The organism is Pseudomonas sp. AM8, from assembly GCF_036346475.1.
Classification (GTDB): domain Bacteria; phylum Pseudomonadota; class Gammaproteobacteria; order Pseudomonadales; family Pseudomonadaceae; genus Aquipseudomonas; species Aquipseudomonas marginalis.
The window spans coordinates 132,726-158,851 of sequence record NZ_JAOTNX010000014.1 but is presented as its reverse complement, the minus strand read 5'-3'; the positions used below and the strand labels follow the sequence as shown (position 1 = coordinate 158,851).

Below are 26,126 nucleotides of genomic sequence, written 5' to 3'. Positions count from 1 at the left end.
AGGATCCGGAGGAATTTGTGTATGTGCAGCCATTACGAAGCACCGGCGCCCCAGCGAGTGGCCGAGACATTCGGCATCGAGCCTTTCGAGCAGGGCAAGTTGGAACTGTACCCAGGCTACACCGGCCCCTTCATTCGCCAGGTGGAGCACGTCGACCTCGAGGCGGATTCGCCGGCGCCGTTGGAAGGGCTGGCAGGCTCGTTTGGACTGATTCCGTCCTGGAGCAAGGACACTAAAATCGCTCGGCACACCTACAATTGCCGATCGGAAACGGCCAGTCAAAAACCATCGTTTCGCACGGCTTGGCGTAAGGCCCAACATTGCATCATCCCTGCAGAAGCTATTTATGAGCCTGATTGGCGATCGGGGAAGTCAATTTCAACGCGTATCACCCGCGCGGACGGCGAATTATTGGGCATCGCGGGGCTATGGGAGCAATGGCGCGATCCCGGTACCGGGAAGATCCTGCACAGTTACACTATGTTGACCATCAATGCGGACGACCACCCCTTTATGCGTAACTACCATAAGCCTCAGGATGAAAAGCGCATGGTGGTGATTTTGCCTAAAGGGCTGTACACCGATTGGTTGAAAGCCCCAGCCGTGGATAGCATGGAGTTTATGAGCCAGTACCCGGCCGACCGCATGGCCGTCGCCATGTAGTCCTGGGTGCAACCCACCACATGACCCGACCTGATATAAATGAGAGTGGTTGAATGACCAAAGATGAACTGCGACAACAGCTGCAGCAGCAATTTGAGCAGCATCTTCAGACGAATCCCGATGCTGTGACGCTTTATGCGGCAGAGCCGGAACCGGAAACACGACCTTGGAAAAAGAAACCCAGCCTGCTGGATCAAGCCTTTGCTCAGGACTTGGCCGAGATTGAAAAAGAACTGCAGGCCAAAGTTTAATTTTCCGTGAACACCAAGTACACCGAGCAGGCCGGGGCTATCTCCGGCCTTTCTGTTGACGAAATATGTCAGGATTGATGTCAAATAAGCATTTAGAGTGATGTATGCCCAAGGCGATTGTTATTGAGGATGAGCAGCTAGAACACGCTGTGAGCGTCGCCAAAGTAAGCAGCCCCGAGAACGGCGGTCGTGATGCGGCGTTGCTGCTTACATGCCTTGGCACCGGCATGACCGTGACAGAGATTTGCCGCCTGCGCGTGAGCGACTACCTCACCGAATCAGGCACTGTGCTGATCGACTCCCAGGTGCGTGCAGAAATCGCCTACAACAATCGTTCTAGGCCGTTGTGCTGGACCAGCAAGAAATTGACCAATGCCATAGACGCGCACCTTGCCAAAAGCCTTGTACGCGGTCACGGTGTTTCAACCAGGGTAATGGCTTTTCGTGGCCTTGATCCTGACTCGCCGTTGTTCGTATACGGTCGCACTGGCGAAGGGTTGAAGATCAGCGCTCAACGGCGCGATGGTAAAACGTACTACAGCGCTAACCAACTCAGCCGACTCTATACGCGGTTGTTCGGTCTTGCTGGGATCGAGGGGGCCAGCGCGCAGTCAGGGCGTCGGACACTCGCGGTCAAGCTCAAGCGTCGGGGCATCAACTTGCGGCATATCAGCGAGATACTGGGCATCGAGAGTTTGGAAGCGGTCAAGAAGCTCTGTGTGGGCGATCCAGCCAGCTTGGGTGACATAGTTCGGAGAATTATTTAATGGTGATGAAGGGGAGCCAGTACGACGTGCTGGTGAAGCTCATGCGCGGTAATCCAGAGAGTGCCGCAAACCGTGCTGCAAAGCGCGTTTTGGTTGACGGTATAGCTCAGGCTGATGCAATGCGTGAAACGGGCGCAACGCGCTCAACGGTAGGTGACGCCGTAGCGCGATATCGGGATGCGTACCGGGAAATTTGCGAAGTTTTCGACGTTAAAAAAAGGTAGAAATGTGTTTGCGTGTACGCCTATAGAGGCGTACATTTCACTCATTGAAACGATTCAATGAGGAAGACAGAAGCATGCGCGATATCTCGGTTTCAGACCACATTTCAAAGTCAGTCGCGGTGGAATATATCGCCGCTGCTGCAATGGGTAATGTCGATTTTGAGGCTCGTTCCATCTGCGGGTTTGACGTTGATTTTGTGGACGTTCAGAGCGGCCTCAAGGAACACCACAGCGAGCGACTGGCCCGCGTAGTGGCTTGCAATCAAGAGCGCACTATTGTGGCTGTGGGATTCGTCAGCCCCGCTGACAATTGATCGGAAGCCCGGTTCGCCGGGCAACCTCACCAGTTCAGGGATTAGGGAAATAACGCAAATGCAGCAATCGAGCAGTCGTTTCATCGAGCTGGAATCCGTGGCTCTCAAAGAGCTGTTCAAGAGAGAGTCGGGCGCGATTGGTATCTACCTGCCAGCCAGGGGCGAAGATGGCAAGGTGCAAAAGAGTTTGGCGAGCATTGCATCCCAAGCCAAAGCCCTTGCGTGCAAGATGAAAAAACGCTGCGTACTTCAAACTCTTTTAGCCATTGAGAACAGCGTCGAGGGCGATGTTCCCGCACCTGTGCGGATGCTGAAAGTCACCGTGACCCCTGAAGGCGAATACACCCCACGCGGAGAGCGATACATCGCGGCTAACTTGTCATAGGAAAAGCTGATGGAAAACTTCATGGAGATTAGCGATGCCCGGACGATACCTGTAAGTGAGTATCTCGAAAGCGTCACAGATCCTTTGCGGCGTGCGACTATAGCCTCTGTATTTGAGCAAGCGCGGTCAGCATTGGAACTAATGCGCGTAAGGTTTTCTGTGGACGTACCGGTCCCAGAATTTTTTGTGCTCACAACAGATCAAATCAAGGCTCAGGCCAATCCGCTTGGCCTTATTGTGGTCAGCCAAGGCATGATTAAGCACTGCTTTGATACGGCCATACCATCATCGAAGGTCAAAGCAGGGAATGAGGACTATCTGGATGGCTTGCCAGATTTGTTTCCTCAAATAGGCCTCACATGGGTCTTGGCGCACGAATACGCTCATTTGTTCCGCGCACATCATCAGGTCCAAATCGAACTTGGATCCCATGACCATGTGCTACGTGCTTTCGAACATGATGCTGACCTATGCGCTGCGGCAGCAGTATACCGCGCTGTTCAGCAATGGCTCCCAGGCATCCAGGACATCGATATTCGTTGCTATGTCACTTACGCGCTGTTCTGGATCATAAGAACATTTCCGAACACGAATGACGGGGCAGGAGTCCATCCATCATTCTCTGAGCGTTTCTTTCAGATCCTGCTCAAGCTGACCACCATGCAGGCCATGCCAGGCGACGTCTTGGATCTAGATGTAAAACTACCAGCTACGGCTAATCGCGGGGACTCGTTACTCAACGTCGCAATAGCTTGCGAGACTGCGTATCTGGCCAAGGCCCCAGGTACTAAAAATGATTTCTTCATGCAGTGGCACGAGTACTTTAAAAGCTATGGCCACATAGCGATCATTAACGAATGGATAATGGTGAGCCCATTTGTTGAAAAGCACTCCCACACCACGGCTGATATGCAGCGCCACGCTTCGGTTGTCCCAATGACTATGAGCGACATAGCTCGCTTGGAAAAAGCTGAGCGTAAACGTCATCGAAGAGCTCAGGCGAGATCACGAACGCAGTAGTCGTTGTGACTCTGCGAAATACCCAAATACCTTCGGTACGACTGTGAGGCTCGCAAGGGCATCGGCAAACGCAGATCGGCATAGGAAAGCGAAGCATGGAGCCCCGTCATACGCTGATAGCTTTGGGTTTGATTATCGCCGCCATAATTGCTGCGAATACTTCAGCCTGCAATCCACCGGCACATACAGCATCCTCGACGCAGCAAGCGAAGCAGATCTGCGATGAAGTTTACGCTGACAGCGAGGACGCTAGCAGATACGGCGATTGCGTCAGCTCAGCAAAGCGAAGCCTCGAAAAATACTAATTGACGGAAAAATCCACATGTCTCGACCTAAACATGCAGAACACCCAGGTGATTGCAAATTTCTTGGCACCAAGGGGAGGTTCGACTTGTATTTTGACCCTCATGGGCATCCTGTTCCAGAAGTGATAGCGCGCCATGGAAGTGGTGTTAATGACTTCCGCTGCTGGCCAGTAGATGATGGGCCGCGGGCGGATGTGTTGCAGAGTGTATTCAGCGATGCAAAAGAGCTTGCGACCCAGCAAGGTCTATTAGACTGAAATACGAAAGAACGGCTACCGCGCCCATGGGCTTGCTGGCTGCTTTCGTCCAGGGCGACACGTCACCCCGTCCACCACCAGCTGCACAAACAACGGAAAGTCATGCTCAAAGCACTCGCCTGTTGCCTTCTCCCCGCCGCCGTCCTAGCAGCTGGACCAGTTTTGGCTTCGACGGATAAGGTGACGCAGGATTGTGCCTCTATCTATGAGCACTTGGATCGCATGGGTCGCCTTGGCCTCAACATGCCGCTCCACGGACCTGGCGCTGACATCCTGAATACATACCGGGACCGACTCTGCTACCTGGGAGAAGACGTGTCCCAAGCGGCCGCCGGCCAAGGCTTGACGATGACATCCGGCATTCATCCCCTGAGCAACGTCGCGCTGATCGCCGCAAACAAGCTGCGCCCTGACGACGGAGATACAGAAGCTGCGATTGTACTGATCCAGGCAGAAGGAGACGCTATCCAAAGGGTCGTCCTGGTATCGACTGCGATGGACCCTGAGCTTAAGGTCGAGGACTTCCATATCGGCGGATACGACGAGCTGCGCAATCTCGCGTACATAGAGGCGCATACCGGCGCCAACTCGTCCTCGATCTTTACTTTCGATATGGTGGCCCTTCTACAGGGCGAGACGCCGAGGGCAAAGTTTTTCGGATACGGTCGAGTGGTTTACGTCGATGGCCATTACTTCGGGACGAACTGGAGCGGTCCTGGCGACGTGGTCGTCTCACGTACCAAGATCGTCGAAGGAGAGGGACGGGTCGAGTACTTCCTAAAACTGAGCAAAGACGGCAAGGAAATTTGCGAGGTAAGCCCGGAATCTCGCCGCGACTGCATGAAGTAGGGGCGCCACGATGGGCAACGGAAAAGAAGGAGCCGTAAGCGATGAACTTTGATTCAGCTATGAAGGCTTTCATAAGGCCGATAACAATTGCTTGCGACGACGACTATTACCAGTTCATTGGCAGTGGCACAGCCTTTATCTGCCAGTATAGAGGGCAGGTTTTCGTTATTTGTGCCCGTCACACTTGGGAAAATATGGGGATTACGATTGAGAATTTTCGCATATTTATCCCTGGGTATGATTGGGCGCTGCCGTTCGATTATGAAGCCATTTTTGGTCCCGAAGAGCGCAGTGATCTAAAGGTGCTGCGAGTCGATAGCCAGATAATGGCCAGCAACCCCCCAGCCCTGATGAGAGCGTTTGATTTGAATTCCTTCGTGGTTCCGGCCGAAGATTTCAAAGATGGTTCAGTGTTTCTGGCTGTCGGATACCCGCAATGTCGAAGAGAATTTCACTACGATACAAAGCGATTTGTGGCTGACTTGGCAGCGTTCAGTGGACCGTTGGTAGGGGAGCTTACTGACGCGGTAATTACGATGCGTACTGATTTTGGTCATGTGGATGATATTGATGGTTTGAGCGGATCACCCGTTTTCATATCAGGCGACCCTCACTTGTTTGCCGGTGTAGTTATCAGAGCTGGACAAGACGCTGGGCTTATCCATTTTATCCACGGAGCATGTCTCATCCATGCGATGGACGCACTGGTAGAGCTTCCCCCTCGGCTGATGATGAATTGATCTAGGAAAAAGCACATGGATTATCTAATAGGTTTATGGAAAAACGTTCAGCAGATGCCTGCAACCGGAAAGGTCTTTATCCTTTGTATAGTGCTTGTTTGCATTTTCTTTCTAATCACGTTCTGGCCTAAAAAGCGTCAGCCGCCAGGTACGGGTCAAGAGCCTGAATAGGTAGGAGATAGATAGCTGCACCCACAAGCCTGCCGCCGTGCGGGCTGAGCCTCTATAAGCACGGTAATACGGACAACTGCTTCCTCTGCTGCCTGGAGCTACTTATGCGCGTTGCGCCTACCCTCTTGAAAAAAACATCGCACCAGTTGCTTTATCTCGTCTATGGCAATCAGGCTGTTTATCGGCTCGAGGCCAAATTCAGCATGCTCACTGCACTCACCCATATCAAACAAGGCGAGTCGCTATGCATTCGGGTAATGACTGATCGCCCGGAGGATTACGCCGGTTGGCCCGTTGACACCATCGCTCTGAGTGATCAGACCATGATCCAATGGCAAGGTAAAAACGGCTACCACCATCGACGCAAGGCCTGCGCTATTGCGCAAGGGCTAAAACTGGCCGAAAAAACCTTGTTCGTTGACACTGACACGCTGTTTCTGGAATCCCCTCATCGTGTTTTCGAACGGATTGAACCGGGACGGTATGTGATGGACCGCTTCGAATACGACTGGAGCTATGTCTGCGAACGTCCAGACTATGTAAAGCTCGGTCAGCGGCTAGAAGCATACGGTATCTCGGCCAGCAATAGTTTCAAGCTGTACAACAGTGGTCTGTGTGGTCTCAATGACAGTGATACGCCGCTGCTCGAAGAGTCGATTCGACTGATCGACGAGTGGACTCAAGGATCATTCGATATCCATACTATCGAGCAAATCGCCCTATCATTCGCGATGCGCAACAAGCCAATTCAGGAAGCGAAAAACTACGTTTATCACTACTTCGCCGAAAAGCGCTTCTTCCATGCTATGCAAAAGCACTTTTTCAGTCGACATGGTGAACAGTTTCACCCTGAACTGCCCGCCCTCTGCACTGAAGTGCCGCGCTGCAAACCTGTGCCGTCACCCTGGCAGCGCCTGCGGATCAAGTGGAAACTGCGTAATACACGCAAAGGCATGAAAAAAGTCTGCCGTGATCTACTTTACGGAAGCGCCGCACCTAACCATCCGTACTTCGAAGTGTGCCGTCATGAATGGTGGGAATCAGCCTCCCGGGAGATTTTGCGTTGGGACGAAGGCCAACAGAAAAGATTTTTCGGCGCGGAATATGGTCGCTGGCCGAAACACCTGCCCAAACCGAAACGGTCGACCGACGAACAGACCATAATCGCCTACCTGCGCGAGCGAATGGGGCATTAACGACTTCTTGGATTGCTGCTCCAAGACTCGCAGATGCTCCAGGCGGCCTTTGATGATCAAACAGGCTGGCCAACGCCGCCAGTTTGCACCGGATCGTGGCGCCGGCCAGGCCTCAGGTTTCCAGTTGAGCGCGCCAGGCCAGCACGCGCGCGGGTGACTGCAGAACTCATCGGCGCCGGTGAGCCCGACAAACCCGCAGAAGTCTTCCAGGTCGTGTTGATAAGCGCGTCGGGGGCGTGGGTTGTCGATATTGGCGCACCATTCCACCGCCGCCGGCACGCTGGCCAAATGCTGGAATTCACCGGCGCTTAGAGGGCATTCGCCGATCGGCAACAGCACGGCGGTGGACTGGGGGGAGTGAGTTCTTTCATCGTATGCCCGGGCCTGCAGGCCGACCTGCCGCGTGCTCACTGGCGACCCATTCCCAGTATTTACGGTGGGAGCGGTCGTTTACAGATTCCGGCACCAGGTGCTGCCAGCGTTGCTTTTCCAGGTCTTGTCGCTCGTCGCCGCGCAGCTCCTCACCGAGCACGGCGTCGGCCGCTGCGAATCGCCGGCGAGCCCGGTACCAGAAACCATCGGATGAGGTGCACTGATCCAGCGGCACAATCGGCACCTGGTGTGTGCGCCACAGCTGCCATAGCACTGCCAGGCCGATGCCCTGCCTCCGCTGCGCCCGTTCGATTTCGATCATGTTGATGTACACGCGATCGCCCAGCGGACTGATGCCGTAATCGACGTGGCCAACCGGGTGGCCACCGACCTCGATGTTGTCCTGGTAGTCGGTACCGGGAAACACGAAGCTGCCCCGGGGGGATTCGCTGCGCAGGTTCACCAGCTGTACGCCGCCGGCTAACGCATCGAGGCGTACGATCTGACGGCGCTGGAAGAAGTCGCGTAGCGGGTCAAATAGGAGCATGGGCCTATCCTCGCGGGGGGCGGGTGTCAGATCCGGTTGATGTACTGGTTAGCCGGAACCGTTCCAAGGCCGTAACCTTCTACAACCAAATTCCAGTGCGTGGCCTGCTTTTTACCAGTGGGGGCATTGGAGCCGTAGACCTCACCAATGTTCAGGAGCTTATTGCCTCTATCCCACACGATGTAGTTTCCAATGCGGATGGTGTTTGCAGGATGACGCTGGACGATATGCATGACGCCGGAATAGTCGGTCATGGTGATATTGATCAATTGGCCACATTCAGTGCATGTCCACGTCTGGTTATCAAGATGGGTCGCGCCACTGTTGTTGTTATGACCATTTGGGCAGGAATAGTACGAATCGTAAGACGGAGAGATGTAAAACGTCATGGTGAGCCTTCCAGGGCTGATTAGGGTGATAACCTATTTTATCGTCACATTTTTTAAGGAGAGTTTTTGCAGTCTGGCAAGCAAGCTTTGAAAAACATATTCATTGGGAAACCTATTTTCTGCTGCGCCAAATGAGCCCGTTTGAGAGGGTTGCCTCGTTTTCGCGCGAGGATGCCCATGAACCTACCACGCCCTACTCGAACCACTGCAATTCTCAGTGTCTGCCTAGTCATTATGGCGGGCATATTGGGCTATGAGCATCATCAACTTTCCCAGCTCAGCAATAGCTTAGCTGCGACTGCAGACAAAGAGTCGCTGGATGCACTGCTGACTCGGCTGGGCAAAGTAGATGAGCGGCTGGACACGGTAGACGGCAAGCACCTGGTGTCCAATGAGGACTTCCGCTCCGGTCAGCAGGCCTTGTCGAACCGGATCGACGCAGCTCAGGCCTACGCTAAGCAAGCTACCGAAACAGCCAAGGAACTCTCGCTAAATGCCGCGTCTGCAGGGGAGCTAGTAGTGCTCAAGGCCAGCGTCGAAACGCTCGATAGCCGTATTCACGAACTAAGCCAATCCCAGATCAAGCAGGCTGCTGCGGCTCCCTCCAAACCGAAAGCCATTACCCGTAAACCACCTCCCGCTCAGAAGCCCAGTACCAGCGTCGTTACACCGAAAACGCCCCCCTTCACCGTTATCGGCATCGAGTATCGGGGAGGGGAACGCTTTTTGTCCGTAGCACCGCCAGGCAGCACACAGTTAAGCCAGATCTATCTAATTCGTCCTGGTGACGCCGTGGCGGGTACTGAGTGGCGCCTCAACACACTGGACGGCAGGTCAGCACGCTTTGACGTGGCTGGAACACCGCAAACTGTAACCGTCGCGCAATAGGACCTCTTTTATGTATTTCCCAACGGCCATCTCAAAAAAGCAGAGATCCACGGGCACCTCGCGGCTCACTACAGGCTTGGCTATCCTTGCCTTTGCCTATGGCTGCCATGCTGCTCCGGAACACGCTACGTCAACTACAAACACTCAAATCAACGAGCTCGGCATCCAGAATCCTTCCCAAGGTGCCAGCCAGACAGAACTCGCCCGCGAGTGGGGGTTAACCCCCCAAGAGTGGACCCGTTATCGAACGGTTATGGAGGGACCACGCGGCATCTATTCACCAGGACTGGATCCGTTGACCGCACTTGGCATCGAAGCCAAATCGGCTGAAGAGCGTAGACGCTACGCAGAACTGCAGGTGCAGGCCGAGCGACAGCGTATCGATAAAGAGCTTGCCTACCAAAGAGCTTATGACCAGGCCTTTGCTCGCCTCTATCCCAATGAAAAAGTCATCCAAATATCGTCTGGCCCAACATCTGCGGCGGGCTCTGGCACCGCCACTGCTCTGAAAGGCACAGGGCGATTAGCTGTTTTTGTTCAAGACAGTTGCACCGCCTGTATCGCTCGAGTGAAAGACCTTCAGACTCAGAAACAACCCTTTGATCTGTACTTCGTGGGTAGCCAAGGTGACGACGAGACCATTCGCCGTTGGGCCATCCTGGCTGGCATCGAGCCAACCAACGTGCGCAACCGCCAAATCACACTGAATCACGACGCCGGCCGCTGGCTCGGCCTTGGACTCGGCGGCGAGCTACCAGCTTTGGTGCGCGAGGTGAATGGGCAATGGCAGCGTCAGTAGTACGCGCAGCGCTGGCTGGCTTTCTTCTAATTGGCGCGGCAATGGCTAACAGTGCCGAGGTCCCACCACCGGCCTATCAATTGATTGCGTTGCCTGCCGGCGTTCCATCCGAGGTGCTCTATTCGGTCGCACTGCAGGAGAGCGGTACGCGACTGCGTGGCCAGATCGTGCCCTGGCCATGGACATTAAATGTCGCCGGTGCCGGCTACCGCTTTGCGACCCGTAGCGATGCATGCAGGGCACTGATGCTTGCGATTCAGACCGCTGGCCCCAATCGGGTCGACGTCGGTCTAGGGCAAACCAATATCGGTGCCAATGGCCATCGTTACAGCTACCCCTGCGAAGGACTGGATCCTTACAAAAACCTTTCGGTTACGGCTCAGATCCTGGCCGAGCAAAAAGCCAAAGGCGGAGATTGGATCACGGCCGCTGGCCGATACCACCGCCCGGCCGGCGGCGAACCCGCTGCCCGCTACCGCCGCGCATTTGCCAAACATCTTAGCCGGGTCACCGGCATCAACCTAATGGCGAACAACCCATGAATGGACTGTTGAGTTTCGTGCTTTTGCTGTGCTTGGCCACCCCAATTATGGTGAACGCAAGCTCGTTGATTGTAGTTGAAGACCGGGGCGGCGTTTCAGCCCTGCCCTACTACCAAGACTTAGCGCCTGAACCTACCGCGCAATCCGCACCAATCGAAACTATGGGGGTACGTGGCCATGGGTCTTTTCCCGTGCACTCAGACCAGCTTGTCCCCGGCCAAGAGCAGGGCCGGGTTATAAACGCGCCAGGCCTACAACCTCTTTTCCTGGTGGGTGACGATGAAATGTCCAGAGCCTGGCTGACTCAACGCCGTGAGCAACTGCAGCAGTTGCAAGCGGTAGGCCTGGTAGTGAACGTGGCCAGTGCCGAACGATTTGCAGAGGTACAACGATGGGCAGGCGACCTGCAGATGGTCCCAGCGCCGTCAAATGACCTGGCGCAGCGCCTTGGAATCAAACACTACCCACTGCTCATTACTGCAACAGCCATTCAGCAGTAGGAGACAGGGATGCCACCGCCTCAGTCACTCACCGTGGTGATCAGACAACCGGAAGATCCGCGAACTTGCCAGCTGATTTTGGAGCAAGTGACCTACGTGGTTTGGCTTTATGGCGGCCGCGTGACGTCCACAGAACAGGGTGACGCCATCGCTATGCGCGAGAAGCTAGCCGACCGAATACCGGAACATGAGCTAGCACTGGTGAAACAGGAGCTGGACGAGCAGTTCCCCTTAAAACTCAATAAGCTTTAAAGGCACGCACCATGGCCAGCCCCTTTACTATCGAGTCATTGCTTCGTCCTGCCGTCGAGCTTTACACGGTCTGGGTTTGTGCTGCTGCAGCGCTGCTTTGTATTTTCGCGCCCTGGGCATTTGCACTGACGCCTTTATTTGGAGTGGTTGCCGCTACTGGCTTTTTAGGTCTTGGGTTTGTTCGCCTGAAGCAGGCCCTGATGGTATTGCGCTACCGACGGAATATCCGGCGCCTCCCCCACTACACCATGACCAGCAAAGAAATTCCGGTCAGCAACGAGCGGCTTTTTATAGGCAAAGGCTTTCGCTGGACTCAAAAACATACCCAGCGCTTGATGGACACTTACCTCCCCAAATATGCCGAGTACGTCGAGCCGACCTCGACCTACAACTGGGCAAGGCGGCTTGAGGAACGATTGGAATTCGCCCCCTTCCCACTCAAGCTTCTGGCCAAGGCCACCTCTTGGGATGTCGCGCTTAATCCAGCACGTCCGCTGCCACCCGTAGGTGGCCTACCGCGCTTACACGGCATAGAACCGAACGAGGCTGACGTCAGCTTGCCATTGGGTGAGCGGGTTGGGCACTCCCTGGTGTTGGGTACTACACGAGTGGGCAAAACCCGCCTGGCCGAACTGTTTATCACCCAAGACATCAGGCGCACCCGCAGGCGGCCCCGCCGGCGCGTTCAGATGGGTCGCCGTGTTCAGCCTGTTCATCGGAGCCAGCGCAGCGTCGATAAAACTGATGAGATGAACCTTGATCGCGAGGTGGTTATTGTCTTCGACCCCAAAGGCGATGCCGACCTCCTGAAACGCATGTACATAGAGTGCAAGCGTGCCGGCCGACTGGATGAGTTTTACGTGTTCCATTTGGGCTGGCCCGACCACTCCGCTCGTTACAACGCCGTTGGACGATTTGGTCGGATCTCAGAGGTGGCGACCCGGATTGCCGGTCAACTATCAGGAGAAGGAAACTCGGCCGCATTCCGTGAGTTCGCCTGGCGTTTCGTCAACATTATCGCACGCGCCTTGGTCGCCCTCGGACGCAGGCCAGACTATGAGCAGATCCTCAAGCATGTGACCAACATCGATGCGCTCTTCATCGAGTACGCACAGAAGTACTTTGCTGAGCATGATCCCAAGGCCTGGCAAACCATCGTTGAATTGGAAGGCAAGATCGATCGTAAAAACCTCAGTTTTGCTATGAAGGACCGACCGCTGCGCGTGGTGGCCCTGGACATGTACCTCACTCAGCAACGCATCTCCGATCCTGTGATGGAGGGCCTGCGATCAGCGGTACGTTATGACAAAACCTATTTCGACAAGATTGTGGCCAGCCTGCTACCACTGCTGGAAAAACTGACCACGGGGCGCATTGCAGAGCTGCTGTCTCCAGACTACATGGACCTTGAGGACCCACGACCAATCTTTGACTGGATGCAGGTCATCCGCAAACGGGCGGTGGTCTATGTCGGTCTGGATGCCTTGTCCGATACAGAGGTGGCTGCAGCGGTGGGCAACTCGATGTTCAGCGACCTGGTGTCAGTTGCGGGCCACATCTACAAGTTCGGCATCGATGACGGCTTGCCCGGAGCCACCGCCGGTAAGGTCGCGATCAACGTACACGCGGACGAATTCAACGAATTAATGGGCGATGAATTCATTCCGATGATCAACAAAGGCGGCGGCGCTGGCATGCAGGTTACGGCCTACACCCAGACCTTGAGCGATATCGAGGCCAAGATTGGTAACCGCGCGAAAGCTGGCCAAGTCATCGGTAACTTCAACAATCTGTTCATGTTGCGTGTCCGTGAAACCGCAACTGCAGAGCTGTTGACCAACCAGTTGCCTAAGGTTCAGGTGTTCACCAGCACGCCGGCAAGCAGTGCTAACGATGCCATCAATGGCAAAGCCGCCTTCACCTCCAACACCCACGACCAGATCCAAAGCGTCAGTGTGCCGATGATCGAACCGGCGCACGTGGTTGCACTACCCAAGGGACAATGCTTCGCCCTGATTGAAGGCGGCAACCTTTGGAAGATTCGTATGCCCCTGCCGGCAAACGATCCTGATGAAGTCATGCCCAAAGACCTGCAGGCCCTGGCCGAGGAAATGCGGAAAGGTGCAGGAGAAAATAATGGCTGGTGGCAGGCGCCGGGGTATCAATCATTGGGCGAATCGCTACCAGATGACCTATTAGACGATTTCCGCAAATTGGCCGCAGACGAGAAAGTCGCATAAGCCTGGAGGAGCATGGCTATGGCCGATATCGCGGAAAAAGCCCAACAGCAGCAAGAAGGCCCAAAAACCTTTCTGGGCATGCTGTTCTCGGCCCCTTTTCATTTTTTAGGGGTGATGTTTGGCTCCCTGCTAGGCGCCATTATCGTTGAATGGCTGTGTATGTACGTGTTTTGGCCAGATGCCGGCTGGAAACACGCTCAAAACATGTTCGAGCACGAGTTGAGTTGGCTGTCACAGGATCTGCTGCATAGCGTGGTCATCAAAGAACCCGGGCGTACGGCGACCTGGCTGGCACAGACGGTTTACGACTGGCTGATGGTGAAAAGCGGTCTGCAGGAGAACATAAACGAGCTGACACAGTACACGCGCTCCACATCGCAGCAGCAAGCTGGCACTTTCAATCTGCGCTATGAGCTCGGTCGGGTGATGATCCACTTCCAAGACTACGGCTTAGCTGCGATGTACACCGTGCTGACGTTCTGCGTCCGAATGGTCATTCTGACGTTGACGATTCCATTGTTCGTACTGGCAGCATTCACAGGACTCGTCGATGGCCTGGTGCGACGTGACCTACGAAAATTCGGCTCCGGTCGCGAGTCAAGTTACCTGTATCACAAAGCTCGAGGGACGATCATTCCGCTGACTATCGTGCCTTGGACGATCTACCTGGCCATCCCCGTCAGTATCAGTCCACTTTTGATCCTGCTGCCTTGCGCTGTGCTGTTGGGCGTGTCCGTCAACATCACTGTCTCAAGCTTCAAAAAATACCTCTAGGAGCTGTCCATGCAGTGGACTCAAGAACAGCAGCCAATCATCCATTCAACGGCTGACAAGCTACTGGTCCAGGCATTCGCCGGTACCGGCAAAACTACAACGCTGGTCGGCTACGCCACTCATCATGCCTCGGTGAAAATGCTGTACCTCTGCTACAACAAATCCGTCGAGCTCGCAGCTAGGGGACGCTTCCCTCGCAATGTGGTTTGCAAAACAGCACATGGGCTTGCTTATGCGGTTTATGGGAGCCAGTACGCAGCCAAGCAGACCAATAACTTACGCCTGACTGACATCGCCAGGGCCATCAACACCCAAGACTGGGAGCTGGTTCGGGACGTCCTCACTACGCTGAACAACTTCATGGCCAGCGCCGATGACGAGCTAGCCCATTGGCATTTCCCCAGGTTCCAAGGTCAACGAATGCTCACGAGCGCACAGGAACGATTTCTCAACAATGCCCTGGGCGTAGCCAAATCCATCTGGAATCGGATGATAGATCTACAAGACACTGGCATTTCGATTACACACGACGGTTACCTGAAGCTGTATCAGCTAAGCAAGCCCGACCTTAGCGAACGGTTTAACGCCATCCTTCTAGATGAGGGACAGGACGTTAACCCGGTTATTGCCGACCTAGTAAAAATTCAAAAGATCCGAAAAGTGACGGTCGGCGATCCACATCAGCAGATCTATCGCTTCCGCGGTGCAGAGGATGCGCTCAACAGCGAATGGATGGTCGGTGCTGAATGTCATTACCTAACCCAGAGCTTTCGCTTCGGTCCAGCGGTCGCACATGTGGCCAACATTATTCTCTTCTACAAGGGGGAGACCCGAAAACTGCAGGGGTTGGGTTCCAACACTCTTGTTAAACGGGCGTTGCCAGAAGATCTACCGCACCGGACTTTTATCCATCGCACCGTGACCGGCGTTATTGAGAACGCTCTATTTTTGGTAGCGAGCAACCCTAAAATCTTCTGGGTTGGCGGTATCGACAGCTACTCGCTACGCGACCTGGAAGATTTGTACCTGTTCAGCCGTAACCGCAATCAGGAGGTGCAGAACCGTAAGCTTTTGCGGGACTATCGGGACTTTTCACAGTTCGTGGAAATTGCCGAGGTAAGCCAGGACAACGAGATGCTGCGCTCGATCAAAATTATTGCGGCCTACCCAGATCTGCCTCAGCGGATCCATACACTGCGCGCTCGATCAGTCGATAACGAATTGGATGCCACAATCACACTAACCACAGGGCATAAGGCCAAGGGGCTGGAATGGGACTTCGTCAGCCTGTATGACGATTTCAGCGCTGACCCGCTCTCGCCCGATATTGATCAGGGACGTCGAGATGACGAGTTAAATTTGCTCTACGTGGCGGTTACGCGAGCAATGAAGATCTTGGCGCTGAACTCAATGGTGTTGTCCATCATGCAGCAGTATGTGGATGCGCGGTCATCTTTAAAGAGTTCGAGCGAAAGAACTAATTGAGCCCCGCGGCTGGAATCGCAATATCTTGAGGAGGTCGCCATGATTCGTCAGACGTTTGAGTATCACACCGAGTTCTCCCCGCTTCAGTACATCGTTCTGACCAAAAACCTCTTGATGTTCAAGTCGGTAGAGCCCACGGCTGAACCCGACATTCAGAGCTTTCTAAATGATCCGGAGCGTCAGCACCGCCTCGCTCTATTAGGCAGCGAAGGCTGGGAACTGATCAACGTCCAGCCGGTGTTCAGAGGTGAGATAAAGATCGGCAATCACAACGCTCAAAGCTGGGCCTATGGCATTGCATTGCCTACTGGTTACCTCCTGTTCTTTAAGCGCCAGATCCAAAGCGGATAGCTGGAAGATGGCTGTCTGAAGAAATCAATCAAGACCTGAATATGGTTTTCTTGCGGCGCGCGCCTTGATGAAAACGGCAAGCTGATGGCACCAGGAATTACCAGAGCCCAGCCGTGATCCAGTTCCCGCGCAGCACTGCACTCACTCACCGATTTGCTTTGCCAGCCCTCATCGGACTTTTTGGATGCTGCCTGCATGTCTCCAGTGCAGCAGCTGCCTCCGCATCCGAACAGGCCAATCTGGATGTGATGATCCGTCAGTTGAATGCCCTTGAGGACACTGCACGCCGGAGCGCTCAAGTGGGCGACGAACCGGGCAAGCGCTTCTTCTTCGACTACCAGCGTCTGGCGGGCGATATCGCTCGTATCCGACACGGACTGGAGGATTACCTCACTCCAAGCCGAGCCCAGCCTCGGGACACAGTGGAGTTGTCGGGCCAATACACAAAGCAAGGACGCAAGCCATGAGCATGAGCGGCGCTCAAGCGTCTGCCTTCCAGGCGGCTGCAGGGTTCCCTGCTTCGTCAAGCAACCTGTTCTTCGTGGGCTTTGCGGTGGCCATCATCTTTTTGTGGGGGGCGTGGGCTCTCTGGAGCTGCTACCGAGGATGGGCCACCGGAAACCTTGACCGCACGATCGCTTCCACCTCGGTTGTTCGCATCTTGCTGCTTTGCATGATTTTGACCACGTTTGTTCTCAGTTGACTTTATCGGAGATTCATCATGACCTCGCGCCTACGGCCACGCCGCTTGCTGATCGGCATTCTTACGCTTCCACAGTTGGCCATGGCGGCACTGCCCCAGTCTCAACCCCCCACTCGCGGTGAAGGCTCCAACTTGATGCAGACGATGCAGAACTACGCCTTCGACGGATTTTCTCTGCTCGGTCTCATTGTCTGCGCCGTCATTTTCATTGGGGTCGCCTGGCACGCCTTTGGCACCTACCACGAAATCCAGCACGGCAAAAAGAAATGGATGGACCTCGGTGCAACAGCCGCTGTGGGTGTCGCCATCCTGGGTGTCGCCATTTTCCTGGTCACCAAGGCTACCAATATTCTTTAACGAGCCTAGGCCATGACAGAACTCTCTGACGATGGAACCCTGATATTCCTTCCAGTGCGGCTGAACAATCAGCCTGTCATCATGGGCGGTCTAACCGCTGATGAGATGTGGGCAACACTGGGGATCAGTATCGCAGCCGGGCTGATCCTCGGCATTGCGGTGGCGATACTTACCCAGATATGGGCGCTGATCATCGCCGCAGCCATGCTTTGTGCGGTTCTCGGGCTCACGCTTGCCAGCCGTTTCTTGCGCCGCTGGAAGCGCGGTCGACCTGACACATGGCTGTACCGCCAGATGCAGTTGAGCATCGCACGATATTTTCCGACCTGGAACAAAGTCCACCTAATCACACGTACTGGTGCATGGACCTGCCGAAGAACGGGGGTTCAATGACTTATCGTAAAAAAGTTGATGCACAACTAGCACATATCAACAGCCTGCGCCTGGTGATAGGTCTGCTAATCATCCTGGGGATCTACATGGCCTATGGCTGGCAGAGCGCACCGCGCGACTTGACCATCCATGTGCCGCCAGACCTTCGTTCGGGTAGTACACGTCAGTGGTGGGATATTCCTCCAGAGTCTGTGTATGCATTCGGACTGTACATATTCCAGCAGATGAACCGCTGGCCTGTGGACGGTGAAGTCGACTACCAGGACAACATCACCCGTCTGGGTGGTTACCTGACGCCTAGCTGCAAAGCTTATCTGCAGAAGGATTTCGAGCTACGTCGCAACAGCGGCGAGCTGCGTAAACGTGAACGTGGTGTTTTTGAGATTCCGGGAAGAGGTATCGACGATAAGTCAGAGCAACATATCGAGCAGAACAGCATCAACGACTGGACCGTCAACCTGGATATCACTGCCGATGAGCATTACGGTGGCGAGCGAGTGAAAAGAGCACTGGCCCGCTACCCCCTGCACATCATTCGCTCGGATATCGATCCCGAAAAGAACCCCTTCGGCCTGGCTTGGGACTGCTACAGCGGAAACCCTCAACGCATTGAAGTCTCTGTCGAGCAAAATAAGGCAGGAGGCAAATGATGCGGCGCTACTTGCTGATTATCGGATTGCTCACACTCAACCACTTCGGGATGGCCAACGCGGTTGAAATCCTTCGTTGGGACCGAATTCCGTTGGCACTTCCCTTGATCGTCGGCCAGGAACGCATTGTCTTTGTCGACCAGAATGTTCGAGTGGGTGTGCCTCGTAACCTGGTCGACAAGCTGCGCGTACAGAGCACCGGCGGCGCCCTCTATTTGTTGGCTAAAGAGCCCATTGAACCAAGCCGCTTGCAGCTGCAGAACATGAGCTCCGGCGAGATTATGCTCGTGGATATCATCGCAACCACCGGGCAACCAAATCAGGATGCATTCGAGCCGGCAAAAATTGTTGCTGGCGAGAGCCCTTCAACACGATACGGGCAGGACAACTCCAAACCTACGAGCAGCCACGCTTGGGCTCCCACGGTACAAGCCACCACACAGGAAGTAGAGGAAGCCACACCGGCGGCGCGCCGAGAAACGCCATTGCCAGTGGTCCTCACACGATATGCCGCCCAGATGTTGTACGCCCCTCTGCGCACTGTGGAACCGGTGGAAGGCATTGCCCAGGTGAATTTCAAGCGAGGTGTAGACCTCACCACGCTCCTGCCGACGTTAACGGTCGAAGCGTCTGCTCTGGGATCGTGGCGACTGGACGATTACTGGGTGACAGCGGTGAAGCTGCGCAACACGAGCGCTCAGCACCTTAGCTTGGACCCTCGGGATCTGATGGGCGATTTTGTAAGCGCTACCTTCCAGCATCCGTACCTGGGCGCCAAGGGTGATGCCAGCGATACCACAACGGTCTATCTGGTGACCCTTGGCCATGGTTTAGCCGAATCGTTGTTACCGGCGGCCGTCAGCCAGATCGATCCGAAGGGAGGTCGTCGTGAAGAGTAATCCACTTGTTAAATACCTGATCATACCGTTCGCGATCCTGGCGATATACGTAGTGGTCAAATCATTCAATCGCGGAAGTACCGATCAACAGGTTCATGCACCGGACACGGTTGTACTTAGCACGGAAGAGGCTAAAAAGCTTGGGGTTGACGGAGATACACCCAGCGACACATTGCGCACTATTGTTGCGGAAAGCCGACAGCTCAAGGACCAGGTCTCCAATGCACTGAAGACCAATGATGAGCTCAAACAACAGAACATAGAGCTGCAAAAGCGCCTGCAGTCCATCGACCTCAACGTCGACAGCAAACTGCAAAGCGTTCAGCAAACGTTGAAGCAAGAGTCTCAACAACAGAGCCAAACAATCCTGGACACGCTGCAGCAGCAATACAACACCCTGAGCAGCAAATCAGGCAGTGGCAATCAGTCTGGATCTGATTTGCCAATCGGCTTCGGCGTTCAGCCAGGGGATGGTCAAACGTTCAAAGACGCCCCCGGGCCGGACGTTGTATGGATAGAGCCGCAGGATGCGACTCCCGTCGACATCAACGGCAAACCTATCGCTGCCGGCTCAAATCAAACAGCCAGTGGGTTCAACTTCCCGACTTCCTTTGGCGAGTCCATGGACCGGGGTCAAAATGCACTTCGCACGGGTGCCCAAACCGTCACCAACGAAATTTCGCCGCAGGAGGCGCGCAAACAAGTGCGCAAAGTCTACACACTGCCGCAGAACTCGACATTGATGGGCTCAGTGGCCATGTCCGCGCTGATAGGCCGGGTTCCTATAGACGGCACGGTCAATGACCCCTACCCGTTCAAGGTCCTAATCGGACCAGACAATCTCACGGCTAACGGGATCGACCTGCCCGACGTCGCCGGCGCGGTGGCCAGTGGAACAGCATCAGGTGATTGGACCCTATCCTGCGTACGCGGACAGATCAAAAGTCTGACCTTTGTTTTCAATGATGGCACTGTTCGCACGTTGCCACAGCCGCAGGAAGAAGCGAACGGCAATCAAAACAGTAACAACCAGAACAGTGGCAACCAGACAACTATCCAGGGTGGACTGGGCTGGATAAGCGATGCCTATGGCATTCCCTGCATCAGTGGTGATCGTAAAAGCAACGCCTCGCAATACATCGGATCCCAGGTACTCATCACTGCGGCCGGCGCCGGTGCGGCCTCCCTGATTAAATCAGATGGCAACAGCAGCTCGTTTATAAACCCGCAGTCCGGAACCATCGGTTCTGTCGGCGGTTCAGGCAGTGAGGCCATGGGCAAAATCATTGGCCAGGGCGTCAATGATGTCTCCAGTTGGGTAAACAAACTCTACGGGCAAGCCTTCGCTGCGGTGTACGTGCAGCCAGGCGCCAAGATCGCCGTACACCTGGACCAACAGCTGACCATCGACTACGAACTCAATGGCCGAAAGGTCGACTATCGCTCAGGAGCCCGTCATGCATCGACTGCGCTTGACTAACCACGCCTTGAAAATTGGCACCTACCTGGTGATCGCACTGCTCGGGTCTGGCTGCGCCACCAGCAAGGACGAACTGCTCCCCCACGGCGACAGCAATATGATGGACGTGTGGAATCAGGGATCCAGTGGTTCAAGCAGCGCAAGTAGCCGCCAATTGCTCGATGCCCGCCAAGACCTGCGTAGACCGTTGCAAACAAATCAGGCGGAACTGGACGAAAATGCAAAATTTACGCGCACTGCTCAAAACGAGATCTACAGCCAGTTTAAGCGCCTGCCCAATCCGGACCTGGTGATGTACGTGTTTCCTCACCTGGCGGGCTCTGATCCAGCTCCAATCCCAGGCTACACCACGGTATTTCCGCTGTATCAGCGCGTTCAGTACGCCATGCCCGGTGAACGCACGGAGGCATATTGATGGGCCTTTTTGAACGACTCAAAGCACGGCGGACATCCGACCGCGTCGAACCTGACCTCTCAGCCAGTGGGACCGAGTCTATCGACGCGCAGCCATCAGCAAGCGTGACTTTTGAGGCTGCGACTGAGCGTTATCACGAGCGCCTCGCAGCCATGGGCATTCCATCACCGAGCGATTGGCGTAATCCCCAGAAAAAGCCAGCTACAACTGCTGACGTCGACCGCTTGTATGACGTCAACCCGTCGTTCGTGGACCTTCTGCCCTGGGTAGACTACCTGCCGGGGGAAAAAGCGATGCTGCTGGAAGACGGAGTCTCTCGCGCTGCTTTTTTCGAGCTGATTCCAATTGGCACTGAAGGTCGAGATCCCGAATGGTTGCGCAAAGCCCGGGATGCTCTGGAAAACGCGCTGCAGGATTCGTTTGACGAACTTGAAACCTCCCCATGGGTCGTTCAGTTGTACGCCCAGGATGAAACCAGTTGGGATGACTACCTGCAGCAGTTGCACGATTACATTCAGCCTCGCGCGCAGGAGAGTGCCTTCACCGAGCTTTATTTGCAGTTGATGAAGCAGCACCTGGAAGCTATTTCCAAGCCTGGCGGGCTGTTTGAAGATACCAAGGTCAGCCAATTGCCTTGGAGGGGCCAGCAACGGCGAGTCCGTCTAGTGGTGTACCGACGCACCCAGGGCGCGCAGGCGGACGTTCGCGGTCAAGCCCCTGGCCCTTACCTGAAAATCATCTGCGATCGCTTGGTGGGGGGCTTGGCGAACGCAGGCATAAAAACCCATCGTATGGATGGCCACGCCATCCGCCACTGGTTAATTCATTGGTTCAACCCACGCCCAGATCATCTTGGCCCAGCCGATGCTGATATTCGACGCTTCTATGAACTGGTATGCAAACAGGCCCCTTCCTCGGAGGAAGGTGATTTACCGCTAGCCAGCGGTACAGACTTTTCGCAAAACCTGTGTTACCGCGAACCGCTGTCGGACATCGAAAAAGGCCTGTGGTATTTCGACGGTCTTCCCCACCGCGTGGTGATGCTCGATCGTCTGCGCGAAGCTCCAAAGACTGGACATCTAACAGGCGAAACCCGCAAGGGCGGCGATGCACTTAATGCGCTGTTCGACAAAATGCCAGAGGACACCACTCTCTGTATCACCCTCGTCATCACACCGCAGGACATCCTCGAAGGGCATCTGGAACAGCTCTCACGCAAGGCCGTCGGAGATACCCAAGCGTCGATCCTGACGCGCGAGGATGTCGCCACAGCCCGCCAATTGCTTGGCCGTAAGCACAAGCTTTACCGAGGTAGCGTAGCGTTTTACTTGCGAGGGAAAGACGACGCGCAGTTACAGGAACGCAGTTTGCAACTCAGCAGTGCATTACTAGGCGCTGGCATGGAGCCCGTGGAACCTCGGGATGAAGTTGCACCGCTCAACTCATACCTAAGATGGCTGCCTGGCAACTTCGACCCCAACGCGCGAAGGGCATTGGAATGGTACGCGCAACTGATGTTCGCTCAGCATATTGCGAACCTGGCCCCTGTCTGGGGAAGGTCGACCGGAACCGGACATCCAGGTATCACACTGTTTAACCGTGGGGGAGCACCAATTACCTTCGATCCACTGAACAAGCTGGACCGTCAGATGAACGCGCACCTTTTCATCTTCGGTCCGACAGGGTCGGGAAAATCGGCGACCGCGACGAACATCCTCAGTCAGGTAATTGCCATCTATCGGCCTCGCCTGTTCATCGTGGAAGCCGGCAATAGCTTTGGCTTGCTCGGTGATTTCGCCAGGAAGCTGGATCTGACAGTTAACCGCGTTCGGCTGGCCCCCGGCTCAGGCGTCAGCCTGGCGCCCTTCGCGGATGCAGTGAAACTTATCGAACCAGACCAAAACGTGAAAGTTCTGCAGGCTGATGATCTTGAAGCCTCTGATCAACACCTGGCCAGCCAGACCGAGGATGAACAACGCGACATCCTGGGTGAAATGGAGATTACAGCCAGGCTGATGATCACTGGCGGGGAAGAAAAAGAAGATGCGCGCCTTACCCGAGCAGATCGAAGCGCCATCCGCCAATGCATTCTCAATGCAGCACAGAAATGTGTAGCGGAACAACGCATTGTGCTTCCCGAAGACATCCGTGAGGCACTGCGAGAGATGGGGCAAGAGCCGGGTATCCCAGCTGCTCGAAGCTCACGTTTCCAGGAAATGGCGGAAGCATTGTCAATGTTCTGCATGGGTACTGAAGGCGAGATGTTCAACCGCCCTGGTACGCCATGGCCTGAAGCTGACATCACCATTGTGGACCTGGCCACGTATGCCCGAGAAGGCTACAGCGCACAGATGGCCATCGCCTATATCTCATTGCTAAACAGCGTCAACAACATCGCAGAGCGGGATCAATTCAAAGGCCGCCCCCTGATCTTCTTCACCGACGAAGGCCACATTCAGTTGAAGGTGCCACTGCTGTCGCCCTACTCCGTCAAGATCACCAAGATGTGGCGAAAGCTCGGCGCCTGGTTTTGGATGGCGACCCAGAACGTCGACGATGTTCCACCCGAGGCATCGGCTTTGCTGAATATGATCGAGTGGTGGATGTGCTTGAACATGCCGCCGGATGAAGTGGAAAAGATCGCCCGTTTTCGTGAACTGACCCCAGCACAGAAGTCGATGATGCTGTCAGCGCGCAAAGAAAGCGGGAAATTCACCGAAGGCGTGGTGCTATCCAAAAGCATGGAAATGTTGTTCCGGGCGGTGCCCCCCAGTTTATACCTGGCCCTGGCCATGACAGAGCCAGAGGAGAAAAAACAACGCTTCGACATCATGCAAGCCAAAGGCTGCAACGAACTTGATGCCGCCATTGAGGTCGCAGCGGCGCTGGACCGTCATCGCGGTATCGAACCGAAAATCATCAATTTCCCCGAGCAAGCCACGGCCTTGGAGCGCCAAGCATGAGAGCATTAGATTCCCTGACCCAGAACCTGATTGAAAGTCTGATCCACCTACTTGAACAGCCGGGAGAGGAAACCCTTCACACCCTTGAAGTGTGCGCCCCAGTATTGATAGAGCAACTTCAACAGGTCGTGATACGAGCGGTGGATCGTCGTGACGTCGAGTCCCAGCTTCAAACGGTGCTAGCCGACTGGCTTAGGAAGCACCCGCAACCCAAGAGCGCTGAGAGCGCGCTTCTTGAGGCCTTGCGAAAACAAGCGCTTCTCTCATCGAAGTCAGCGGAGGCTCGGGCATGACACGCCTGCGCAAACGCTGGATTATTCTAGGTTGTTTTTTTGCAGGCCTCTCGCTGGCCAGTCTTACCCTTGTTCTAAACGAGATAAAAACACCTATACACACAGGGCCTTGGCTATACGGCTCACCCGATGCGCGTTGGACTGTGACAGAGTTTGCCGACCTGGAATGCCCCTACTGCAAGACATATACGCCGAGACTGAAGGCATGGGTCTTGCAACGAAAGGACGTAAACCTACAGTGGCACCATCTGCCACTGGCTTTCCACGGTGCGGCAGCGGTAAATGAGGCAAGGCTCTCTGAATGCGCCGGAAAGCTAGGTGGTGCAACTGCCTTCTGGCAAACCATCGACCAGATCTTTGAACGCACCGGCAGCAACGGTCAGGGGTTCACTGATCATCTGGATGTCGACGGAATTGATCACCTAGGCCTGATGGCCTGTGCGGTGAATGACAAACAGATCGCCATGAACATTATCCAACAAGCAAAAGATGCAAGCAGAGCTGGAATCACCGCAACTCCCACTTTGATAATTAAAGACAACATGACGGGTAGAACAATAAAACTTGAAGGCCCCGCCGATAGTGTGACTTTACTCTCGGCCATTGATTGGTTAGCTCAAAACAAGGAGCAACAGCTCCCCTGAAAAGTCGACCGTTGAATCAAGCAGCCTTGCGCTAGCCGCCGACAGAAATCCTATCAATGAGCCATGTCGCGCAGAGGACGGCAGTACTGTCCCATACGTACAGTGGGAAGAGGGGTAAGATTTAACCGGGCAAAGCAGTTATTGCTGCGCGCCCGATTCACAAATAGGCGCTGAATATAAGCCTAAACCTGGAAAAGCGAGCCATCAGCGTTTCTAGGAAGGAAATAGCCCTTGATGCAAGACATACGACGTATGCAGAGTTGCACATGTGTCTGCTTGCGGAAGAAAGTGCCTGGGTATAGCTCTGGCCCCTCCAAGAAGGGAGAGCGGATCGAGTCATAATCTGGCAGCCCTACAGCATCTCGAGCTTGATGAAGGGTCTGGAACACTGCGCAATCGAGATGACGCCTAAGGTTGTCATGATCACCATGAAACCCGGGGACGTTCGTCGGTATTTCCTCGGAGGAAGCGACCAGGATGTCGTAAGCGCCTCGCAGTTCCTCGAGTGCACCTTCATCTGTCAGATTTAGGCATAAGCCCAAATCTATTACAGCACCTACGACAAATGGATCTTTTATCGCTCCCTTTCCGCGCTTGGAATGCTTTCTGATATGTTCGGCATAGCTCAACGCACGCTCTGGGCTGTTTTCCCAGAAATACGCACCTTCGCCCAACCAATCATAATCATTAACGCTGTGCGCTACATGCTCACCAGCGAGAACAGCTTCCCCGATTTTGCGATCACATCCGTGAAAGCCCAGAACAAATGAAGGGAGCTGTTGATACATCAGCGATATGCGGCTTTGAGATGGCCTTTGACGTTATAAACGCCAGTTTTTACGCGAAAAGCCTTGGCTTCAGCGGGATCCCCAGCAAGAATCAAAGCCAACTGACGAAAGCGCTCAGCAGCTTCGATATGCGGGTTGTCAGTCTTGCTGACCTTTTTGGCCTTTGCAATCATGTCGACCTCCTTGAGGCATAGGCGGGGGTATACGCTCATTTTATAGACAATCGAAAGCTTTGTCAGTTTGGCTTTCGGGCCACTCAT

At 54.7% G+C, this 26,126-nt stretch carries 34 protein-coding genes and 1 pseudogene; 30 read left to right on the top strand and 5 right to left on the bottom strand.

The annotated features are described in order from the left end of the window. Positions 1-21: 21 nt before the first annotated feature. The 10 genes from V3W40_RS28680 (at position 22) to V3W40_RS28635 (ending at position 7,142) form a co-directional block, all read left to right on the top strand. Positions 22-663: an SOS response-associated peptidase gene (locus tag V3W40_RS28680; protein ID WP_330216129.1), complete on the top strand. Its 642-nt coding sequence runs from the start codon at positions 22-24 to the stop codon at positions 661-663. 53 nt (positions 664-716) lie between these two features. After that, positions 717-914, top strand: coding sequence for a hypothetical protein (locus V3W40_RS28675; RefSeq protein ID WP_027606802.1), 198 nt, complete (start codon positions 717-719; stop codon positions 912-914). A gap of 104 nt (positions 915-1,018) precedes the next feature. Further along, positions 1,019-1,681: a tyrosine-type recombinase/integrase gene (locus tag V3W40_RS28670; RefSeq protein WP_033901321.1), complete on the top strand. Its 663-nt coding sequence runs from the start codon at positions 1,019-1,021 to the stop codon at positions 1,679-1,681. A 298-nt stretch (positions 1,682-1,979) separates the two neighbouring features. Next, on the top strand, positions 1,980-2,219 hold the full coding sequence (locus V3W40_RS28665; RefSeq protein WP_033901319.1) for a hypothetical protein: 240 nt from the start codon (positions 1,980-1,982) through the stop codon (positions 2,217-2,219). A 58-nt stretch (positions 2,220-2,277) separates the two neighbouring features. Continuing rightward, the gene (locus V3W40_RS28660) at positions 2,278-2,604 is read left to right on the top strand and encodes a hypothetical protein (protein ID WP_033901318.1); all 327 of its coding nucleotides are present in this window, start codon (positions 2,278-2,280) and stop codon (positions 2,602-2,604) included. 9 nt (positions 2,605-2,613) lie between these two features. Then, complete coding sequence (locus tag V3W40_RS28655) at positions 2,614-3,624, top strand: hypothetical protein (RefSeq protein WP_330216128.1); 1,011 nt, start codon at positions 2,614-2,616, stop codon at positions 3,622-3,624. Positions 3,625-3,946: 322 nt separating this feature from the next. Next, a complete protein-coding gene (locus tag V3W40_RS28650) occupies positions 3,947-4,186 on the top strand; it encodes a hypothetical protein (RefSeq protein ID WP_156717507.1) in 240 nt (79 codons plus the stop codon). A gap of 102 nt (positions 4,187-4,288) precedes the next feature. Next, complete coding sequence (locus V3W40_RS28645; RefSeq protein WP_033901315.1) at positions 4,289-5,035, top strand: hypothetical protein; 747 nt, start codon at positions 4,289-4,291, stop codon at positions 5,033-5,035. A gap of 41 nt (positions 5,036-5,076) precedes the next feature. Then, complete coding sequence (locus V3W40_RS28640; RefSeq protein ID WP_330216127.1) at positions 5,077-5,775, top strand: hypothetical protein; 699 nt, start codon at positions 5,077-5,079, stop codon at positions 5,773-5,775. Between the two features lie 275 nt (positions 5,776-6,050). Next, on the top strand, positions 6,051-7,142 hold the full coding sequence (locus V3W40_RS28635) for a hypothetical protein (protein WP_033898998.1): 1,092 nt from the start codon (positions 6,051-6,053) through the stop codon (positions 7,140-7,142). 52 nt (positions 7,143-7,194) lie between these two features. Here V3W40_RS28635 and V3W40_RS28630 read toward each other — a convergent pair. From V3W40_RS28630 to V3W40_RS28620, 3 genes and pseudogenes are all read right to left on the bottom strand, one after another. Continuing rightward, positions 7,195-7,481 (bottom strand): annotated as a pseudogene (locus V3W40_RS28630) (site-specific integrase); the annotation flags it as partial. A gap of 28 nt (positions 7,482-7,509) precedes the next feature. Further along, a complete protein-coding gene (locus V3W40_RS28625; RefSeq protein WP_033899001.1) occupies positions 7,510-8,061 on the bottom strand; it encodes an N-acetyltransferase in 552 nt (183 codons plus the stop codon). Positions 8,062-8,087: 26 nt separating this feature from the next. Next, positions 8,088-8,450, bottom strand: coding sequence for a hypothetical protein (locus V3W40_RS28620; protein ID WP_027606813.1), 363 nt, complete (start codon positions 8,448-8,450; stop codon positions 8,088-8,090). Positions 8,451-8,627: 177 nt separating this feature from the next. Here V3W40_RS28620 and V3W40_RS28615 point away from each other — a divergent pair, with 177 nt between their 5' ends. The 20 genes from V3W40_RS28615 to V3W40_RS28520 all read left to right on the top strand — a co-directional run bounded on the left by V3W40_RS28615 (position 8,628) and on the right by V3W40_RS28520 (position 25,078). Then, a complete protein-coding gene (locus tag V3W40_RS28615) occupies positions 8,628-9,338 on the top strand; it encodes a hypothetical protein (RefSeq protein ID WP_033899006.1) in 711 nt (236 codons plus the stop codon). A gap of 10 nt (positions 9,339-9,348) precedes the next feature. Next, positions 9,349-10,137 carry a TIGR03759 family integrating conjugative element protein gene (locus tag V3W40_RS28610; RefSeq protein ID WP_330216126.1) on the top strand — a complete coding sequence of 263 codons (789 nt, stop codon included), beginning with the start codon at positions 9,349-9,351 and terminating at the stop codon, positions 10,135-10,137. Beyond that, positions 10,122-10,679, top strand: coding sequence for a lytic transglycosylase (locus V3W40_RS28605; RefSeq protein ID WP_033899010.1), 558 nt, complete (start codon positions 10,122-10,124; stop codon positions 10,677-10,679). Before V3W40_RS28610 ends, V3W40_RS28605 begins: the two co-directional genes overlap by 16 nt. Beyond that, positions 10,676-11,179: an integrating conjugative element protein gene (locus tag V3W40_RS28600; protein ID WP_033899014.1), complete on the top strand. Its 504-nt coding sequence runs from the start codon at positions 10,676-10,678 to the stop codon at positions 11,177-11,179. The genes V3W40_RS28605 and V3W40_RS28600 overlap by 4 nt, the downstream gene beginning before the upstream one ends. 9 nt (positions 11,180-11,188) lie before the next feature. After that, entirely contained in the window at positions 11,189-11,431 is a 243-nt protein-coding gene (locus V3W40_RS28595; RefSeq protein ID WP_033899017.1) for a hypothetical protein, read from the top strand. A gap of 11 nt (positions 11,432-11,442) precedes the next feature. Further along, complete coding sequence (gene traD, locus V3W40_RS28590; RefSeq protein ID WP_033899020.1) at positions 11,443-13,671, top strand: type IV conjugative transfer system coupling protein TraD; 2,229 nt, start codon at positions 11,443-11,445, stop codon at positions 13,669-13,671. A gap of 18 nt (positions 13,672-13,689) precedes the next feature. Then, a complete protein-coding gene (locus V3W40_RS28585) occupies positions 13,690-14,445 on the top strand; it encodes a TIGR03747 family integrating conjugative element membrane protein (protein ID WP_033899028.1) in 756 nt (251 codons plus the stop codon). A 9-nt stretch (positions 14,446-14,454) separates the two neighbouring features. Beyond that, entirely contained in the window at positions 14,455-15,930 is a 1,476-nt protein-coding gene (locus V3W40_RS28580; RefSeq protein WP_033899030.1) for a UvrD-helicase domain-containing protein, read from the top strand. Positions 15,931-15,969: 39 nt separating this feature from the next. Next, positions 15,970-16,281, top strand: a complete 312-nt coding sequence (locus V3W40_RS28575) for a hypothetical protein (protein ID WP_033899032.1) — start codon at positions 15,970-15,972, stop codon at positions 16,279-16,281. A 158-nt stretch (positions 16,282-16,439) separates the two neighbouring features. Beyond that, on the top strand, positions 16,440-16,748 hold the full coding sequence (locus tag V3W40_RS28570; protein ID WP_241495499.1) for an integrative conjugative element protein, RAQPRD family: 309 nt from the start codon (positions 16,440-16,442) through the stop codon (positions 16,746-16,748). Next, positions 16,745-16,984 carry a TIGR03758 family integrating conjugative element protein gene (locus V3W40_RS28565; protein WP_027606824.1) on the top strand — a complete coding sequence of 80 codons (240 nt, stop codon included), beginning with the start codon at positions 16,745-16,747 and terminating at the stop codon, positions 16,982-16,984. Before V3W40_RS28570 ends, V3W40_RS28565 begins: the two co-directional genes overlap by 4 nt. A gap of 18 nt (positions 16,985-17,002) precedes the next feature. Then, positions 17,003-17,341 (top strand): TIGR03745 family integrating conjugative element membrane protein, encoded by a 339-nt coding sequence (locus V3W40_RS28560; protein WP_027606825.1) that lies wholly within the window; start codon positions 17,003-17,005, stop codon positions 17,339-17,341. Between the two features lie 12 nt (positions 17,342-17,353). Next, positions 17,354-17,734: a TIGR03750 family conjugal transfer protein gene (locus V3W40_RS28555; RefSeq protein WP_027606826.1), complete on the top strand. Its 381-nt coding sequence runs from the start codon at positions 17,354-17,356 to the stop codon at positions 17,732-17,734. Then, positions 17,731-18,384 carry a PFL_4703 family integrating conjugative element protein gene (locus V3W40_RS28550; protein ID WP_033899038.1) on the top strand — a complete coding sequence of 218 codons (654 nt, stop codon included), beginning with the start codon at positions 17,731-17,733 and terminating at the stop codon, positions 18,382-18,384. The genes V3W40_RS28555 and V3W40_RS28550 overlap by 4 nt, the downstream gene beginning before the upstream one ends. After that, entirely contained in the window at positions 18,384-19,283 is a 900-nt protein-coding gene (locus tag V3W40_RS28545) for a TIGR03749 family integrating conjugative element protein (protein ID WP_442962871.1), read from the top strand. Before V3W40_RS28550 ends, V3W40_RS28545 begins: the two co-directional genes overlap by 1 nt. Then, complete coding sequence (locus V3W40_RS28540) at positions 19,273-20,763, top strand: TIGR03752 family integrating conjugative element protein (protein WP_033899041.1); 1,491 nt, start codon at positions 19,273-19,275, stop codon at positions 20,761-20,763. The genes V3W40_RS28545 and V3W40_RS28540 overlap by 11 nt, the downstream gene beginning before the upstream one ends. Then, positions 20,741-21,178, top strand: coding sequence for a TIGR03751 family conjugal transfer lipoprotein (locus V3W40_RS28535; protein ID WP_051422035.1), 438 nt, complete (start codon positions 20,741-20,743; stop codon positions 21,176-21,178). The genes V3W40_RS28540 and V3W40_RS28535 overlap by 23 nt, the downstream gene beginning before the upstream one ends. Further along, on the top strand, positions 21,178-24,141 hold the full coding sequence (locus tag V3W40_RS28530) for a conjugative transfer ATPase (protein WP_033899045.1): 2,964 nt from the start codon (positions 21,178-21,180) through the stop codon (positions 24,139-24,141). The genes V3W40_RS28535 and V3W40_RS28530 overlap by 1 nt, the downstream gene beginning before the upstream one ends. Further along, positions 24,138-24,434: a hypothetical protein gene (locus V3W40_RS28525; RefSeq protein WP_033899046.1), complete on the top strand. Its 297-nt coding sequence runs from the start codon at positions 24,138-24,140 to the stop codon at positions 24,432-24,434. Before V3W40_RS28530 ends, V3W40_RS28525 begins: the two co-directional genes overlap by 4 nt. Further along, positions 24,431-25,078 carry a DsbA family protein gene (locus V3W40_RS28520; RefSeq protein ID WP_033899048.1) on the top strand — a complete coding sequence of 216 codons (648 nt, stop codon included), beginning with the start codon at positions 24,431-24,433 and terminating at the stop codon, positions 25,076-25,078. The genes V3W40_RS28525 and V3W40_RS28520 overlap by 4 nt, the downstream gene beginning before the upstream one ends. Positions 25,079-25,260: 182 nt before the next feature. Here the strand turns inward: V3W40_RS28520 and V3W40_RS28515 are convergent, their stop codons facing one another. Together V3W40_RS28515 and V3W40_RS28510 are read right to left on the bottom strand one after the other, a co-directional pair. After that, positions 25,261-25,866 carry a hypothetical protein gene (locus tag V3W40_RS28515; protein ID WP_082461568.1) on the bottom strand — a complete coding sequence of 202 codons (606 nt, stop codon included), beginning with the start codon at positions 25,864-25,866 and terminating at the stop codon, positions 25,261-25,263. Next, positions 25,866-26,039 (bottom strand): hypothetical protein, encoded by a 174-nt coding sequence (locus V3W40_RS28510; protein ID WP_184744837.1) that lies wholly within the window; start codon positions 26,037-26,039, stop codon positions 25,866-25,868. The genes V3W40_RS28515 and V3W40_RS28510 overlap by 1 nt, the downstream gene beginning before the upstream one ends. Positions 26,040-26,126 lie beyond the last annotated feature (87 nt).